Annotated in this window: 15 protein-coding genes; 11 read left to right on the plus strand and 4 right to left on the minus strand. The window is 38.4% G+C overall.

What is annotated here, in order from left to right:
• The first annotated feature begins 36 nt into the window (after positions 1–36).
• The 4 genes from JIV24_RS20060 (at position 37) to JIV24_RS20075 (ending at position 3723) form a co-directional block, all read left to right on the plus strand.
• Positions 37–363 (plus strand): hypothetical protein, encoded by a 327-nt coding sequence (locus JIV24_RS20060; protein WP_200466866.1) that lies wholly within the window; start codon positions 37–39, stop codon positions 361–363.
• 92 nt (positions 364–455) lie between these two features.
• Complete coding sequence (locus JIV24_RS20065; protein ID WP_200466879.1) at positions 456–1364, plus strand: IS982 family transposase; 909 nt, start codon at positions 456–458, stop codon at positions 1362–1364.
• 57 nt (positions 1365–1421) lie between these two features.
• Entirely contained in the window at positions 1422–2546 is a 1125-nt protein-coding gene (locus JIV24_RS20070; protein WP_200466867.1) for a M6 family metalloprotease domain-containing protein, read from the plus strand.
• Between the two features lie 31 nt (positions 2547–2577).
• Positions 2578–3723, plus strand: coding sequence for a T9SS-dependent choice-of-anchor J family protein (locus JIV24_RS20075; RefSeq protein ID WP_200466868.1), 1146 nt, complete (start codon positions 2578–2580; stop codon positions 3721–3723).
• A 94-nt stretch (positions 3724–3817) separates the two neighbouring features.
• Here JIV24_RS20075 and JIV24_RS20080 read toward each other — a convergent pair whose 3' ends face one another.
• Positions 3818–4279 carry an META domain-containing protein gene (locus JIV24_RS20080; RefSeq protein WP_200466869.1) on the minus strand — a complete coding sequence of 154 codons (462 nt, stop codon included), beginning with the start codon at positions 4277–4279 and terminating at the stop codon, positions 3818–3820.
• A gap of 83 nt (positions 4280–4362) precedes the next feature.
• Here JIV24_RS20080 and JIV24_RS20085 point away from each other — a divergent pair, with 83 nt between their 5' ends.
• From JIV24_RS20085 to JIV24_RS20105, 5 genes are all read left to right on the plus strand, one after another.
• Positions 4363–4902, plus strand: a complete 540-nt coding sequence (locus JIV24_RS20085; RefSeq protein ID WP_200466870.1) for a hypothetical protein — start codon at positions 4363–4365, stop codon at positions 4900–4902.
• A gap of 255 nt (positions 4903–5157) precedes the next feature.
• A complete protein-coding gene (locus tag JIV24_RS20090) occupies positions 5158–6261 on the plus strand; it encodes a DNA polymerase III subunit gamma/tau (RefSeq protein ID WP_200466871.1) in 1104 nt (367 codons plus the stop codon).
• A gap of 122 nt (positions 6262–6383) precedes the next feature.
• The gene (locus tag JIV24_RS22510) at positions 6384–6884 is read left to right on the plus strand and encodes a hypothetical protein (RefSeq protein WP_234445902.1); all 501 of its coding nucleotides are present in this window, start codon (positions 6384–6386) and stop codon (positions 6882–6884) included.
• A 215-nt stretch (positions 6885–7099) separates the two neighbouring features.
• Complete coding sequence (locus JIV24_RS20100) at positions 7100–9328, plus strand: NADP-dependent isocitrate dehydrogenase (protein WP_200466872.1); 2229 nt, start codon at positions 7100–7102, stop codon at positions 9326–9328.
• A 109-nt stretch (positions 9329–9437) separates the two neighbouring features.
• Complete coding sequence (locus JIV24_RS20105; RefSeq protein ID WP_200466873.1) at positions 9438–9911, plus strand: DUF4199 domain-containing protein; 474 nt, start codon at positions 9438–9440, stop codon at positions 9909–9911.
• Between the two features lie 70 nt (positions 9912–9981).
• Here the strand turns inward: JIV24_RS20105 and JIV24_RS20110 are convergent, their stop codons facing one another.
• Positions 9982–10935 (minus strand): metallophosphoesterase, encoded by a 954-nt coding sequence (locus tag JIV24_RS20110; protein WP_200466874.1) that lies wholly within the window; start codon positions 10933–10935, stop codon positions 9982–9984.
• 116 nt (positions 10936–11051) lie between these two features.
• Here JIV24_RS20110 and JIV24_RS20115 point away from each other — a divergent pair, with 116 nt between their 5' ends.
• The gene (locus JIV24_RS20115; protein ID WP_200466875.1) at positions 11052–12035 is read left to right on the plus strand and encodes a N(4)-(beta-N-acetylglucosaminyl)-L-asparaginase; all 984 of its coding nucleotides are present in this window, start codon (positions 11052–11054) and stop codon (positions 12033–12035) included.
• Between the two features lie 475 nt (positions 12036–12510).
• On the plus strand, positions 12511–13503 hold the full coding sequence (locus JIV24_RS20120; protein WP_200466876.1) for a Gfo/Idh/MocA family protein: 993 nt from the start codon (positions 12511–12513) through the stop codon (positions 13501–13503).
• Between the two features lie 101 nt (positions 13504–13604).
• Here JIV24_RS20120 and JIV24_RS20125 read toward each other — a convergent pair whose 3' ends face one another.
• Both JIV24_RS20125 and JIV24_RS20130 read right to left on the minus strand, forming a co-directional pair.
• Positions 13605–14744 (minus strand): BamA/TamA family outer membrane protein, encoded by a 1140-nt coding sequence (locus tag JIV24_RS20125; RefSeq protein ID WP_200466877.1) that lies wholly within the window; start codon positions 14742–14744, stop codon positions 13605–13607.
• A 262-nt stretch (positions 14745–15006) separates the two neighbouring features.
• Positions 15007–17994, minus strand: a complete 2988-nt coding sequence (locus JIV24_RS20130) for an insulinase family protein (protein ID WP_200466878.1) — start codon at positions 17992–17994, stop codon at positions 15007–15009.
• Positions 17995–18296: the final 302 nt, after the last annotated feature.

Below are 18296 nucleotides of genomic sequence, written 5' to 3' on the forward strand. Positions count from 1 at the left end.
TTGATTGACACTGCCTCAAATTGATTGATCAATCTAATGAGTTGTTTTTTTTATATCGGTAATGCGGAGACCTTTACCCTTTGGCTATGTGCTGCTTTTATGCAGGCTCAGCAAAAATATGTTATTGGTTCTCCAATTTCATCACAGCCAATAAATTACCATAATTCAAATGGTGAAAATATGACATTGTTTCCTGCCGGAGATAATGTGTTTAATTATCTGCTTAGTGCAGAAAATCTGCCTTGTATTAAAAAAGGCAATGTCTATTATTATTGTATTTATAGAAATGGAGGACCAGTTGCTACGCCATACGAAGTAGGGACAAATATTCCTCATTCAGTAATTAACGTGAGTTCGATGTAAGAAATTGATTTATAGGAAAAAAGAAACAAGTATTTTTAGTATATTTAAGTATCTGACATTTAAATATATAACCCAAAAACATCTCGTTTCTTATAGAAGATAAAGTTATCGAAATTTACTATTTAGTCGATGAATTTTGCAAAGAATTTGAACTTGCCAAGTCTGGACATATTCTAACTGAAAACACTTCAAAGAAGAGCAGAAACAGGAAGTTTAAGATGTCAGACAGCGAGGTTATTACAATTCTGATTCTTTTTCATTTAGGCCAATTTAGAAACTTAAAACACTTTTATATCAACTACGTGCAAAAGCATATGCAAGATGATTTTCCATCAACGGTATCATACAATCGCTTCACAGAACTTCAACAAAAAGCATTGATGCCAATGACTGTTTTTCTTCAAGTTTGCTGCCTGGGCAAGTGCACTGGTATTTCATTCATTGACTCAACTCCAATTAGGGTTTGTCACATCAGAAGGGAAAAGCAACATAAGGTATTTAAGGGGCTTGCTCAGAAAGGAAAATGCTCAATGGGCTGGTTCTTTGGATTTAAGCTGCATATAGTGATTAATGACAAAGGAGAAATCCTTGATTTTCTGTTCACCCATGGAAATGTTGACGACAGACAGCCACTTAAAAACAAGGATTTTCATGATAAAATATTTGGGAAGCTAATTGCCGATAAAGGCTACATAAGTCAATCATTATTTGAGCAACTGTTTATTGATGACATTCACCTTATTACCAAGCTTAAGAAGAACATGAAGAACTCTTTAATCCTTATGAATGATCATATCCTTCTTCGAAAAAGAGCTCTTGTTGAAACAGTCAATGATGAACTTAAAAACATCTGTCACATTGAACATACCAGGCATCGGTGTTTCAATAATTTTCTTTCAAACCTGATTGCAGGACTAGCGGCATATCATTTCCTTCCTAAGAAGCCATCAATTAATATTGATGTAATTGATGAAGATCGTGTTAATAAAAAGGCTGCTTAGGTCGAACTCACGTTAATTAAGAAGATTCAACGCCAGTTTAAAAAGCAAGTAGAGTTAATGAAACGCATTGGCAGGCAGCTTAAAGCCATGCAATTAAAGCCATCGGTGCAGTCAAGCGGAGAAATTAATATATTATTACTGCTAGTCGAATTCTCAGATATTAAGCACCGCTCATCTAAAGCTGATATTGAAATGCTATTTAATGGCGAAAGCACTGCTGATAAGGCAAGTTTTAAGCCTTTTTATAAGAATGCATCACACGAACTTTTAAACGTGAATATCGATGTGTTGGAGTGGTATAATTGTCAAGCAGCTCATAGTGATTTCTCTGAATCTAAAGGGATGTATTTAACAGGTAATCTTGTTCGAAAAGCTATTGATAATGCTGAAGAAGAAGGGCTCGATTTTTCAAAATACGATAATGATGGGGATGGGAAGGCAGATGCCATTATGGTGATGCATGCCGGACTAGGAGCCGACCATCGCGGTGAAGAGCAGTATATTTGGCCACATTCCTGGTCCTTGTCATCTACGGTAAACAAAGCTGTGTCTTACGATGGTGTAACTATTGATAGTTATGTGATCGCATGCGAACGTCGTGTTTATAATGGTGAAAACAGAGCGGCTGGAATTGGTACATTTGCCCATGAATTTGGGCATGCATTAGGCTTACCCGATATGTACGATGGAACAGGTAAATCCAATGGTTTAGGTCATTGGGCACTTATGTCTGCTGGCTCATGGCTCGATGGAGGCTATCAGCCTTCTAATTTTTGTGCCTGGTCGCGTTGTAAATTGGGCTGGGAGGAGCCTGTCATCATAAATTATACCGATAAAGGAGCCTACAAACTGTCATCGATGAATAAGCATCAAGATCAGGTACTGAGAATCAATACTAAAAGTGACGATCAATATTTTTTATTGGAGAATAGGCAGGCAGAGTTAAATGACATTAAACAACTAGGTTCAGGCTTGGCTATCTATCAGATATCAAAAAACAAAATAGCACTGGAACGAGGCATAAACGATAATCGTGACTTTCCGGCCATTCGCATGTTAGAGGCGGATTTTAACAAAACATCGGGCTTATATGCAGCCAAAGACAGAGGTGTTGCAGGTGACTTGTTTGATGGTAATAATGAGATGTTGAAATTGGGCGCAAACAACTGTTCCTTCCACTAATTTATTTTCAGGTAATTCCTCAGGGGTTGAATTGGCAGACTTTTTACAGGATAATGACAATGTTTTTTCATTGACAGTAAAAGGTCCAACACCCATGTTAATCTGGAAGGAAACGATTTTTCAAGAGTCTCCCATGGATGATGGCTCCATTGAAAAAGCCATAAGCATTGATTTAGAGGGGGATGAATTTGCCTGGACAGATGATGTCTTAACCGATAATAGTTATAAAGTACACAATCTTCCGGAAGGCTTGCAGCTTAGTATGGATAAAATAGGACCGTCTTCATTAAGCTTAGCGCTACATGGAAAGGTGACCAAGCATGAAACCATTGATGATATTAGCAATTTAGGTCTCACTTTTAATGATAATGCATTTAAAACCATAAACGCTGCAAATATTCAGCAATCCGAAATCTTAACACTTCAAATAAACTATTATGACGAAAAAGAAGGCATACGCTTGTTTGCAGAGGATTTTGAAGATACTTTGCCACCTGCCTTACCTCTTGGGTGGGAAGTTCCAGATGGAAGTAATGGTTCAGTGAACTTGTGGGAAACAGTGGTAGGCTCTAATCATACACAGGGTGGCTATAACGGCATTCAATTCTACAATAAAAACAGTAATAATGAGTCGTTTTGGTTGATATCGCCAGCAATTGATTTGATGGATTTTAATGACTTATCATTATCCTTTTGGCAAAAATACGACCTGAATGGTGATGCTAAAAATAAAGTCGCAATATCAATTGATAAGCAAAACTGGACAGTTATTTATGATGATCATCCTAAAGAAAGTGACGTTTGGGAAGAAGCTAAGGCGAAAATTCCTGAACAGTTTCTGGGAAAGACCGTTTATCTTGGATTTTGTATTTATGAAGAGCAGGCCTGGGGCTGGTTTTGGGATGATGTTAGCTTATTGGTTAATGATTTTAATGCTATTCATGAGCTTAGGGCCGAAAAGGATGTTAAACTCCATTATGATGATGTCTTGCAAACCATGAGAGTTGAGTCTGCCCATGAAGTATTCAGCATAAGCATTTATGATATGCTTGGTCGTGAGGTCGCCAGTAATACGGGCGTAAGGCATATATCCACCAATCATTTAAGTCACAATATATATATCGTTCGGATACAATTAAATGATGGAACAATATCTACTTTGAAATTTAAAAAGTAAATATAACTAGAGGTGTTGGCGATTTGAATTAGGACAATAAAAATCAAATAGTTAACAGAGAGGGGGCTGATGCTCCCTCTTTTAGTGTCAATGACTATTTACTACCTTCAATTAATTTGTATTCCAATATTACTTCACCCTCTTTTTCAAGCGAGAGCGTATTTCCTTTGATACGATATTTTAAAGGCTGTTGTATCAGCTGGAAAAACTCATATTCGGGCACTCCCTGACAGAACATTTTAGTAGATATCACTTTGCCCAGTGTAATGGTGTCACCTTCAATAATGGCTTCACCACCAAAAGAATTGCAACCGCTATTGCCACCTGCTCGCTGCTCAGCCAAATTAATGACTAAAGTTGGTATTTTATTAATAAAGCCAACATCGGCAGGTTGCTTACCCATGTATGTGCTTAGTTCCCATATATTACTTTCAATAAACAAGCTTTCTATGTCAGGCTCTTGCAATGCCCCTTCAGTTGAGGCCGATGCTTTTTCTGTTGTTTTACAGCTAATTAATAATAAAATTGAAAAGGCTGCTATAAATACTTTCTTCATCGTGATTATTTTTTGTTTTCGATTGGCTAAATTAGGCAATAAATATCATGCCAATTATTCATGCAATTTAAACAAATACTAATATGGATTCAATAGATATAAAAGTAGGTACAACCGTTGAACACCCAAGATATGGTGAAGGTATTATCGCTAAAATAACCTTAGGAGCTTATATTGTGTACTTTGAGGATGGTGGTAAAATGGAAATTCCAAAGACCAGCACAAACCTTAATGTTGTTGAGAGTCCGGATGAAGGTAAACCGGAAACAATAACTGTGCGTGATTTACGGTTTGCCATTGCTTCAGTCCTGGATGAGTATGGATCATTACCTGCCGAAGTTGAGTTGGGCCAGAAATGGATAGGAGGTAAGGTCATGTTGCAACCTGCTGACGAATCATTACAAGCAAAAGAAATCCCTATGGATGTGTTCTTTAAGAAGATTGTGATGGTACGCGATCGTCTTCGTGTGCTTGAGCAGAACATTAACTCCTCATCAACACTCAATGATGAAGAAAAAGTTCATATCCAGCAATACATCACACGTGCCTATGGTAGTTTAACCACTTTTAATGTACTTTTCTCAGAGAAAGAGGATTATTTTAAAGGAAGCGGAAAGAAGTAAAGAAGATCTAATAAAATAGACTAAAGAGAATAAAAGAAGGGTTGTTTACTACAAAATATGTGAGCTTTTTACCTTAGTTCTCTTGTCTTGTATCTTTTTTCTATAAGCTGTTTAAATGTTAATAACTTCTAAGTCGTCAAATTGGGAAGGGCTTAAAGAAATTATATATTTGTCACGCAATTAAAAATAGTTGCATTAGATTCTGAAGGTGTGAAAGCAACAATCTTCAGGCTAAATGACTACTGATTAGTTAATATGGAATACATTGTTTCAGCAAGAAAATACAGACCGGCCACTTTTCGTTCGGTCGTAGGGCAGGGCAACATTACCACGACGCTTAAGAATGCAATTAAAAGCAGTCATTTAGCGCATGCGTATTTGTTCTGTGGCTCGCGTGGTGTGGGTAAAACCACTTGTGCGCGTATTTTTGCCAAAACAATTAACTGTTCCAACATTTCAGAAGATTTTGAGGCTTGTAATGAGTGTGAGTCTTGCTTGTCATTCAACGATAACCGTTCGTATAATATTCATGAACTGGATGCTGCCAGTAATAACTCGGTAGATGATATCCGTAGTTTGATTGATAAAGTGCGTGTTCCACCTCAATTAGGAAGCTATTCGGTTTATATCATTGACGAGGTTCACATGTTGTCTCAGGCAGCTTTTAATGCCTTTCTGAAAACATTGGAAGAGCCTCCACGTCATGCCATTTTTATATTGGCAACTACCGAGAAACATAAAATTTTGCCGACGATTTTGTCACGCTGTCAAATTTTTGATTTTAACCGCATCACAATTGCTGATGCAGTGGGACATCTTAAATACGTTTCAGAAAGTGAAGGTGTGAATATCGAAGAAGAAGGTTTGGCTGTAGTTGCTCAAAAAGCTGACGGTGCCATGCGAGATGCGCTTTCGATCTTTGATCAAATAGTGGCATTTTCAGGTAAAGAAATCAGCTATCAGCAAGTTATTGAGAACTTAAATGTACTCGATTACGACTATTACTTTAAGCTGACCGATGCTTTTTTAGCAGAAGATTACAAACAAGGCTTATTAATCTTCAATGAAATATTATTGAAAGGTTTCGATGCGCAACATTTTATGGCTGGATTAAATAGTCACATGCGTGATTTGCTAATGTGTCGCGATGCCTCTACAGCCAGTTTACTGGAAGTTGGGCAAAGCACGAAAGATAAATACCAGCAACAAGCTGCTCAATGCTCAGTTGACTTTTTATACGAAGCACTGAAAATTATTAACGACAGCGAACAACAGTATCGTGCAGCTAAGAATAAGCGATTACACATTGAGTTTGCACTCATACGTCTGGCACGTATCGTTACCGAAAAAAAAAAGTAGAGCCGTCTGATGAAATCCCCATCATTACGGTAGGTAAGGTACAAGCGAAAGTCCCGACAACAAAGACTCCCCAGCATAATACAGGTCAAAAAACAAGTGTAAAAGTTCCACCTCCTCCGGGAATGGGTGGTGCAAAGAGTAGTGGACTAAAATCCATCTCTCTTAAGAATCTGGCTCAAAAAGTACAGCAGCCAGTTACGCAAAAGGTTAAGCAGGTAGAGAAAAAACAAGAAGAACCCATTGACATGTCCTGGAACGATGCATTCGATCAGGATAAATTGGATGAAGCATGGAGGCGTTTTACCAGGCAGCACGAAACACAGCCGCGTATACACACCATCTATAAAAATCATCCGCCAAAGTTGGTAAATGAAAACTCCTTAAAAGTACTCTTGCGCAATAAAACACAGGAGTATGAGCTGAATAAGGAGCGCTCAAACATTGTTTCCTACCTAAGAAGATGTCTTAGAAATGCTAAGATATCGCTAGAATTTGAAATTAGTCTGGTTGAAGATAAAGGTCCTCAAAAGGCATTTACAGTAGCAGATAAATTTAAAGTGATGATGGAGAAAAATCCATCCTTAGCCATATTTAAGAAGGAGTTTAATCTCGATCTGGAGTAATAAAATAGTTATACAGTAATCAAGAATGGTTTAATTGTTGGCTGATAAAGTCCGTGTAATATGAGATAAATCAGTGGCTATTTGCTTAAATACAGTAGATTTGTACTAACAATAAACCTTTAGTTATAATAGTAGCGATTTGTATGTTGATGATTTAAACACATCGTCCCATGAAACGTTACTATAGGCACGTATTCATTTAAGAACTGATTAAAATGAGAACACAGACCCCTAAGATTATTTACACCAAAACAGACGAAGCACCGGCTTTAGCAACCTATTCGTTGTTACCAATTGTTGAAGCATATACCAAGTCGGCTGGCGTTGAAGTGGAGACACGTGATATTTCACTAGCCGGACGTATAATCGCTAATTTCTCTGATTACCTGACCAAAGAGCAAGGTATCTCTGATGCATTAGCTGAGTTAGGAGATTTGGCCAAAACTCCCGAGGCTAACATTATCAAACTACCCAATATTAGTGCCTCCATACCACAGATGCAGTCGGCCATTAAAGAATTACAAAATAAAGGCTATGCATTACCTGATTACCCTGAGGAACCTAAAAATGAAAAGGAAGAGGCAATTAAAGGCCGTTATGATAAGATAAAAGGAAGTGCCGTTAATCCTGTTTTGCGAGAAGGTAACTCAGATCGACGTGCACCACGAGCTGTAAAGAACTATGCTAAAAAGAACCCACACTCAATGGGTGAATGGCAAAGTAGCTCAAAGTCAAATGTACTAAGCATGCCCGAAGGTGATTTCTTTGCTAGTGAGCAATCGACTACTATTGAAAAAGAAGGTTATGTGCGCATTGAATATAGTAATGCCAATGGTGAGGTGTCTGTATTAAAAGAAAAGGTGGCCCTTCAGGCAGGTGAAATCATTGATGCATCGGTGATGAATAAAAAAGCCTTAAGAAGCTTTATTGAAACAGCCATCAAACGAGCTAAAGATGATGATGTGTTGTTTTCAGTACATTTAAAAGCCACCATGATGAAGGTATCTGATCCAATAATTTTTGGTCAGGTTGTAGAAGTATTCTTTAGCGAAGTATTTGAAAAATACGCTAATGTTTTTCAGGAGCTAGGTATTTCTGCCAATAATGGTTTGGGTGATTTATTTGCCAAATTGGAGAAGTTACCTGCAACGCAAAAAGAAGAAATTGAAGCAGCTATTCAGGCTTGTTACGAAAAACGACCTGCTTTGGCCATGGTTAACTCCGATAAAGGGATAAGCAACCTGCATGTGCCGAGTGATGTGATTATCGATGCATCTATGCCGGCTGCAATTCGTACTTCCGGAATGATGTGGGGACCAGATGGTAAAGCCAAAGATGCCATTTATACCATTCCTGATCGCTCATACGCTGGTGTTTATCAGGAGACTATGGATTTCTGTAAGAAACATGGAGCTTTTGATCCAACCACTATGGGTAGTGTGTCTAATGTTGGTTTAATGGCTCAAAAAGCCGAAGAGTATGGTTCACACGATAAAACATTCCAGATTCCTGCTGATGGTAAGGTTAGCGTCATCGATCAGGATGGTGTAGCTTTGTTAGAACATAGCGTTGAAACGGGCGATATCTGGCGTATGTGCCAGGTTAAGGATGCGCCGATACAAGATTGGGTGAAGCTGGCCGTTAATCGTGCCAAGGCCACAGGAGTACCAGCTGTATTTTGGTTGAATGAAGACAGAGCTCATGATTGTCAATTGATCATGAAAGTGAATCAGTATTTGCCTAATCACGATACTACAGGGCTTACAATCCATATATTATCACCTGTTGAAGCCACGCGTTTCTCATTGGAACGCATCATCAAAGGGGAAGATACCATATCGGTGACAGGTAATGTATTACGCGATTATTTGACGGATTTATTTCCTATTCTGGAATTAGGTACCAGTGCCAAAATGCTATCCATTGTGCCATTAATGAATGGAGGTGGGCTATTTGAAACAGGTGCAGGTGGCTCAGCTCCTAAACACGTTCAGCAATTTGAGCAGGAGGGACACTTACGATGGGATTCATTGGGTGAGTTCCTGGCATTGGCTGTATCATTGGAGCACTTAAGCAACAATAGTAATAATCCAAAAGCTAAAATACTGGGTGAAACATTGGATGAAGCCACCGGCAAACTGTTAGATGAAAGGAAATCACCATCGCGCAAAGTTAATGAGCTAGATAACCGCGGAAGTCATTTTTATCTGGCCATGTATTGGGCGCAGGCACTTGCCAAGCAAGGCAAAGATGAGAGCTTGAAACAGGCTTTTACTCCAATTGCCAAAGCGATGGAAGACAATGAAACAAAAATTGTAAATGAGTTAAATGCTGCGCAAGGAGAATCCGTTGATGTGGGTGGTTATTATGCTCCGGTATTTGAATTAGTATCGAAGGCTATGCGCCCAAGTGAGACATTGAATTCGATTATCGACAAACTATAGAGTTAAGTGACTTAATATATTGAAAGCGACATTAGATGAACTTCTAATGTCGCTTTTTTTAAACAAGATAAGCACGATGTCTGTTTCACTAGCATAAAATCATAACATCATGAAAAAAATAGCTATTGAACTCAAGTGGGGTATCATCTTTTTTGCCATTGTTTTATTATGGACTGTCTTTGAAAAATCTATTGGCTTACACGATGAAAAAATAGACAAGCATTATATTTTAACCAATTTTTTTGCTATTCCGGCTATCATCATTTATGTAATGGCATTATTAGACAAGCGCAAATCTTTAGGCGGCATAATGACCTGGTCGCAAGGCTTTGTTAGTGGTTTGATCATTGCAGTTATTGTATCTCTGTTAAGCCCTGTGGGCCAATATCTGACACATGTTTATTTATCGCCCGAGTATTTCCCAAATGTGATTGCCTTATCAGTTGAGCAAGGTAAACTAACTCAAGAACAGGCCGAACAGTTTTTTACGCTTAAAAGCTATATTAAACAAGCCATGATTGGCGCTGTTATGATGGGGGCTATCACATCAGCCATCGTTGCTTTTTTCACAAAAAAGAAATAGAATATTACTGCAGACCTAAAGGTTTTATAGCCTTTAGGTCTTATTTATCAATCCGAATAAAGGTTGATGCTTAAAGACTAACAAACACAAAGTTTTCCTCATTTAATTCACCTTCGCCATTGTATCTATAGGCTGCCAGACGGCCTGTACCTGTCACACAGGAATCAACACAACAGATGTTTTTTGATGGAATCATAGGTCCATGTCCCATGCAATAGTGGCCAATAAAAACAATAGGATCGGTCTTCGGATAAATCGTATAATCGCTAATGATTTCTAACGGGATAGTATAATCGGGTAATTCAAACTTATTGCCATAACTCATTTTCTTAAAAGTTTTCCCTTTAGGCTTTCTCCACCATTTAATTCTGAAATTCTCACGTTTGACATTTTGTGAATCCTTTATCACCAAATCTTTCGGCATGGCAAGTTCGATTCCTTTTAATGTTTCAAATAGGGGTTTGTGCCATTCAGAAGATGGCTCCATGGCGGCTTTTAATGAGCGTTTTTTTAATTTGCCACCTTCATACAGAGAGTCCAGCTTCGACAGGTTTTCGTCGTTCCAGTAGGCATGTACCACTCTAATGCCGTTGATTGTGAGGTGTAAAGGCAGCGTGCGTAGCCATTTAATGTCTCGTTTTAATACTTCCTTATGGCCATTATATTCATTCGCAAAACGTTCCAGTAAGCGCAGGTTATTATTGCCTGGCAATCGAATTGGTTCATCATTAAATTGCGTAAAATAAAGAATGGCATTTAGTTCGTGATTTCCCAATATGGCCAAAGCTGTACCGGCATTTACCATGTCTTTTATCAGGTGAATAACCCCTTTGCTATTGGAGCCCCGATTGATAAAGTCACCTACAAAAACAGCCGTTCTGTAGGCATGTGACCAAACACCATTCACCATCGAATACTCTAGTTTGATCAGTAACTTTTGTAACTCCGTTAAATGACCATGGACATCGCCAATGATGTCGTAGAAATGTTCATCTTGGTGTGCATCTTTCAACTTATGGGTCATTCTTAGCCTATTTTCGTTACATTTGGTTTAATGCATTCAAAAATAAAACTTTTGTAGGATGCATCAATCTATAATTTGAAAAACTAACAGGAAAATCCGACTTAATATTCTATTAAATGAGTTCACGTAGAAAATTCTTAAAGCAAACAGGACTTGCAACATTAGGTGTTGTGGCGGCGAGTAATCAAGCTTGTCAGGCTGCTGACACAAAGCATAAAAGCACAAACATCACCAAACCCTTGGCTATTTCTACCTGGAAAAATGGGATGCAAGCCAATGAAGCTGCATGGCAGGTGCTTAATAATGGAGGAAGAGCATTGGATGCGGTTGAGCAAGGTGTAAAAGTAGTTGAAGCAGATCCGAATGATATGAGTGTGGGTTATGGTGGACGTCCTGACAGAGATGGCATTGTAACTCTTGATGCTTGCATTATGGATGAAACGGGAAATGCAGGTTCGGTTTGTGCCCTTGAAAACATCAAACATCCAATTTCGGTGGCTCGCAGAGTGATGGAAAAGACGCCTCATGTGATGCTGGCTGGTGACGGGGCTTTGCAATTTGCCAAAGAGGAAGGGTTTGTAGAAGAAAACATACTAAGCGAGAAAGCCAAGCAGCAATGGATCGAGTGGAGAAAGACCTCAGAGTATAAACCACTGATAAATATTGAAAATCATGACACTATTGGTATGTTGGCCTTGGATGCTAAAGGCGATATTTCGGGCGCCTGTACCACAAGTGGACTAGCCTATAAAATGCATGGTCGGGTAGGTGATAGTCCTATTATAGGTGCAGGTATGTATTGCGACAATGAAGTGGGAGGCGCGGTAGCGACAGGTATGGGAGAGCTTGTTATGAAAACATTGGGCTCATTTTTAGTTGTTGAATTAATGAATCAGGGATACAGTCCGCAACAAGCTGTTGAAGAGGCGATTGATCGTATCGTTAAAAAAATACCTGGTTATCAGGATTTTCAAATAGGTTATTTAGCCATCAATAAATCAGGTGAGGTAGGCGCTTATAGTTTGCATAAAGGTTTTAATTATGCCTTGTATGCTAATAACACCAATAACTTAATCGACTCAGGTTACTATTTGAAATAGGTACATGGCTATCGTGATGGACTAAACTTATTCTAATCGATTACTGAGTGTTTCGTTTTAAAAACAGATAAAGAAATTGTTAATCCTGGTATAATAGAGTCCTAAACGTTTTATTCCATTCCTTGAAACGAATTGTTACGAAAGGGACTCAGCTGGTGAGCCATAAAACAAGGTTGTTTGACACTTAAAAATCGTTTTCTGTGTGAGCGAAGCGAGTTTAAACGATTTCAGTCAAAGAACCGTAGTTTTTGAGTGAAGCAGGTGCAGCCTTGATGCTTTTTCCTTAGTTTTTGTCATCAAGAACATCGTAACGATAAAGAATTGAATATTCTTAATCGTTTCAGTTTTAAGTCGGGTTTGGGCTGAAAGCCCAATTGGTAAAAATAATTAGGACAATATTGATCCTGGTATTAACACAAAACATATCTTTTCGTTTCAAAATAGCTTAACTTACTGCTTTGAAATAATTCGAATTATGCTGAAGCGTATCAAATGGGGCATCATTGGATGTGGAAATGTGACTGAGGTTAAAAGCGGGCCAGCTTTTAATAAAGTATCTGGTAGTCAATTACAAATTATAATGCGAAGGGATGCTAGTTTGGCTGAATCATATGCTAATCGCCATGGTGTTCCAGAGTGGAGTAACAAGGCTGAGGACATTATTAATCATCCGGATGTTAATGCTGTATACATTGCAACACCACCGGGGTCACATGCCGAATATGCTATAAAAGCTATGAAGGCTGGTAAAGCGGTTTATGTAGAGAAGCCTATGGCAGCTAATTATGAACAGGCTTTGCAAATGCTTAAGGTGAGTGAGGAAACCAGTATTCCTCTATTTGTAGCTTATTATCGACGTACGTTACCTGGTTTTTTAAAAGTCAAAGGCTTGATCGAAGAAGGAGCTATTGGGCAGACTTTATATGTCAACATGCGCTTGATTAGACCGGCCAAACCATATGAGATGACGAGTATCGAAAATATATGGCGACTACAGGCCGAACATTCTGGAGGCGGTATCTTTTATGATCTGGCTTCACATCAGCTTGATTTTATGGATTACCTGTTTGGGCCTGTTAAAGCCGTTTTTGGTGTGGCGGCCAACAGGGGTGGTTATTACGAAGTGGAAGATACAGTGAGTGCTTCCATGCAATTCGAAAATGGAGTAGTTGGTAATGGCATTTGGTCTTTTGTGAGCCCCGATATGGTGGAAGAGGATACTATTGAAATCGTTGGTACCAAAGGTAAGATTCAGTTTTCAGGCTTTAAACATGAAGCTATTGTTTTATATAAAGATGGTGATGTGATTGATTATCCATATTTAAATCCTGAGAACATCCAATATAACCTTATAAAGCAGGTTGTAGAGTCATTACAAGGGATTGGTGAATGTGTCAGTACGGGTCAAACGGCCATTCGCACTAATAAAGTGATGCATAAGATTGTCAAAGATTTTTACCAGCAATAGGCATTTGTATATCATCGTGTTGTCATTCTGCATTTTGATCGTCCTTTCATGATTGCGAATAAACTTATAGCTTGTAAGGTGTTCACAAAACAAGTCGCTAATTAAAACGATTCAGACAATTTAAAATACACATTGGCACTTCCATCTCGACCAAAGGCTACATCAAGACCAAGGTTAATTTTGAATGTTGGAAATATCCGATACCTCACGCCTGTGCCAATAGAGGGCAACGAGATGTTATCTTCTATATTACGAGGCTCATCGAATAACCATCCATAGCCTGCAAAGCCAACAGCTCCCCAGCGCTCGTTAAACATCCATCTTAATTCTGATTGCACAGAAATCATCGAGGAATTCAAGTAATTACCGGTGATATACCCCCTTAATATTGGTGAGGCGCCGGGAGAGGCCATCTCATGCAATGGTAATTTTCCAATACCAGCCTGACCAAAAAAACGTGTGGCAATCAGTTTACTTTTATCTTTGCTTATGATTTGGTAGTTTGATATACCAAGTATTATTTTATCGAAATTATAGCTATAACTAGGGTTATGTATTAAGGTTTCGTATGATAGAGAGCTAAACCAACCTGATTCAGGATAAAACAAATTATCCCTGCTGTCATAACTAACTTTTAAGCCAGGCACATGATACCAATAGAAGTTGTCATTATCACCAGAGCTGCCAAATTGCTCAGATAATTCCTCCAGCAGATAACTATTACTCATAATTGGTCCAAGAAAAAAATGTTCTTTTACCTTAAATGCAAAGGATACATTAGAGACAAAACCCTTAAACTGTACTGTTTCTTTCTTATCGGATCCTTTTATATAGTTTTCGAAGGTCATTGAAGCGTACCCAACATAGGCATCCAGCCAAAATTTATTTCTATTGAAGTAAAGCGTTTGTTTGGCACCTGCCAGAAAGGAGCCTGTAAAATTAAAAAACAAGATACCTTGTGAAGTTGAGGGGTTGGTCTCGGGGTGAGTACCTTTTATACGATAGACATACACCGGTAAAACGGCAATTCCTGTTCCCATGGTTGGATTAAACATAGGAGCCGGTACAATACCGCCTTCCGAACTCAGTGATTCCGTGACAAGGGAATCTATATTGTGTAAGGTTTTTACAAACACATTAGTTGTATCCTGACTACTGACATGCGTGCTTGCAGTTAGCAGAAGAAAACAAGTCATAGCTTTTAGTAAAGCATGATATTTATTGAGTAATTGATTCACCATTGCTCGATTTTAAGCCTTACAATAATATCAATTTTTGATCAAAAAGTAGGTGGTTCATATAAGGATTTATAGGGTAGTGTTAATGGTTAATCTGTAATATTTTGATAGTTTTTACAAGGTTTTTAAATATCTCGCATGTATCTAAGTGTAAGGTGTACAGCGTTGTATGGGTATGCTCTTAACTAATTACACTAGGTAGTTTAGCGCTTAAAATAAAAAAGGGTATCAATAAGATACCCTTTTAAATACTAAAGAAGATACCTTACTTCACCACTTGCATGATAGAGTTAAAAATATCCTTGTTTTCTTCAATTTTGGTATCGCTACCATACACACAGTAGATGTCTTTAGTTAATACATCATTAACCATTTTATTCATGCCTTTTATATCTTCAGCAGATGTTGACAATATGGCTGTACGCTCGGCTTTTAGCTCTTCAAGCGATGTTTTACTAAAGTAACGCGAAAAGGCTGTATTTCCTTTCTGAGATACAGTCATTGGACCATCCAGACGAGAGATTGTTCCAATAATAAAACGTGTCATTTCAGTATCATCAGCACTAAACTCATTTAGAAAATCTGGGGTTGCATCATAATTCTCCAATGTCTCTGTTAAGTTAGGATCGCGATAAGATGCAAAATAAACATTACCTGTCGCTGAGAAGCCGCTGAATCCACCATAAGCACCACCAACTACGCGAATTTGCGTTTGCAGGTAATCGCGCGATAAAATTTGGTTTAAAACACGCATCTTACCATTGTAATCATAACCTAATTCTTTGAAATTATAGCCTTTCACCACATATTGTACTTTGGATGATGACTTAAGTCCTTCATTTTTAGCTACAGGCTCAAATTTCCAGCTGGCCTGTTTCAAAGGCATATCTGATAGTTGAGCAGTAAAACCTTCTAAACCATTAATAAATGCCGGATAATTAGCTTCTGAACAGGTTACTGCGGCTGTTAGATTATTGCGGTTAAATAATAACTCAGCTGTCATTTGTAGCTTTTCTATAATCTCCTCTTTATTAGCATCGTAATTATCAGTCAATTCGGTAATGAACTGATAATAGTCCAGGCCGCTGGTCATCTCATTATAGACACCTGCTGGAGAGTAGTATGAACCTAAGCGCGTTAAAGCAACGTTAATTCCCCTGTTTTTGATATAGGACTCAGTACCTGCCTGATGACGCGTCAATAATGATTTTAAACGCTCTTCATCATCGTATTTAGTGGTGGTCAGAATCTCAGTAATTAGCTCAAACATCTTTTCACTTTTGGCCTCTGTAGCTTTGGCTGTCACTGCATATTTAGGCGTCATCTGGTGAATGTTATTCTCTTCAATATAGTTATTCAGACTGGTATGGAAACCACCGGTATGAATATTCAGTTGGTTATCCAATTCACCATAGGTATAGCTGGCAGTATTTAACTTACCCAATAAAGCCGTTTGTAGCTTTGCATACGGAATCAAATCCTGTGGCAATGCTGATAAATCGAAATACAACTTGCTGTATAAGATGTTACTGCTAAATTCATTGTAGTGAAGTACCGGAACCGATTCAGCTTGTTTTTCCTCAATAGGATACCATTCAACTTCGGGTGAGATATCGGCCAGTGTCAACATCGGAATAGTCGCTAAAGCTTCCGGAGAATCTTCTTCTTTCTGATAAGCAATTAATGCCTTCGTATCATCAACAAGCTTTTGCTTGTCATCTATAGCTAAGGATGCTTTATAATCAGCTAATTCTTGATTGACTTTTGCATCAATTTTATCCTGTAATCCTGGTTCTGGTTTTAAGGTTATTAATAGAGCATGCGGGTTATCCAGAATGTGTTTCTGACAAAGCTCTTCGAGCATATTGCTGGTCAGAGATTCTTTTACATGAGCAAGTGGCGCTTCGTATTCCAGACCTAAGAATGGATCATCAGCAAAGAACCAACCTTGATAGTTTGAGAAAGCAATCATTATACCTTTTTGAGGAGTATCGCCTTCGCGCATTCTGAACTCCATGCGATTGATGATGCCTTCCAGTGTTTCTTTATCGAACCCTTCAGATATGACCTTTTTAATCGTGCTGAACACTACTTCTTTAAAGCGGGCCTGATCTTCCGGATTGGCATTTTGTACCTGAATTTCCATGATGTTTTGCTTCGACTCAGCAAAGTAACAGCTCACATCTTTACCAATACCGGCTTCTTGTAAAGCTAATCGCACAGGTGCAGATTCATGCTCAACCAAAGCCTCCGTAATAACGTTAAATGCCAGACAAAGATCAACATCAGTACTTTGTCCAATTACAAAGTTTAGGCTTAAGTATGATTTATCTTCGGTATCGGCTCCAACTGGCACCGGATAACTTTTTTCGGCCACCTTCATGGCATCAAAAGGTTTCTGTAGTGGTATCTCAACTTTCTTATCTGATTTATCGTAATTTATGAGGTACTGCTCATTGATGAAGGCCATTTCCTTATCCAGATTAGCATCGCCATATAATAGGATGTAGGAGTTTGATGGGTGATAAAACTTCTTGTGAAAATTGATGAAATACTCGTAGGTTAGTTTAGGTATCTCGGTTGGGTAACCACCTGAAGATACGCCATACGTATTGTCGGGAAATAATATTTTACTGGCCTGATAGTCGAGTTCGCGGGTAGGAGATGAGAAAGCACCTTTCATCTCATTGTATACCACTCCTTTGTATACGACTTCACCATTTACATCATCCATCTCGTGGTGCCAGCCTTCTTGCTGAAGAATGCGTGGGTCATCATAGATACGTGTGTTGAATACTGCATCAAGATATACATGCATCAGGTTAAAATAATCTTTGTCATTCATGCTGGCTACAGGGTATGTCGTAATGTCTGAGCCAGTCATGGCATTTAGAAATGTGTTTAAGGAACCTTTGGTAAGTACATCAAACGGACTCTTCACCGGAAAATTAGTAGAGCCATTTAATACCGAGTGCTCCATAATATGAGGAGTTCCATAATCATGTTCAGGCACAGTTTTAAAAGCAATATTGAACAATTTGTTAGGGTCGTCGGCTGCCACCTTAAAGAGACGAGCTCCACTTTTTTCGTGCATGAAATACAAGCACTCAGCGTTTACCTCCTTTACAAAACGTTTCTCGATAAGTTTAAAACCGTTGTAAACCTGATCAACCTGGTATTTACTACCCTGCTGCATACAGCCTACCAGGCCTATGAGTACCGTTAAGACTAAAGGAATAAATGTTTTTTTCATGAGTTGTGATTTTGACTACCTAACCACAAAAGTTGAGCGATTTGGGTAGTTGGTTAATAATTAAGTTAACTAAGATAGTAAAATAAGTATTCCTGATGCTTATAAGGTGGTAAAATATTACATTACACTCATTGTTAAATCTCTTGGATAGTATAGTGGGATAGGTGTATCACGCTTAATTAGTTAGTGTAAAATATTTGATAGAACGGAAACATTGTTCGCATTCTGTTTTTAACCGCTTTAAAAACTGGACCACTTTGTAGCACATGAAAAGTGAAACAAAATGGTAGAAGAAATCATTA

Source organism: Carboxylicivirga marina (assembly GCF_016612505.1).
Lineage (GTDB): Bacteria > Bacteroidota > Bacteroidia > Bacteroidales > Marinilabiliaceae > Carboxylicivirga > Carboxylicivirga marina.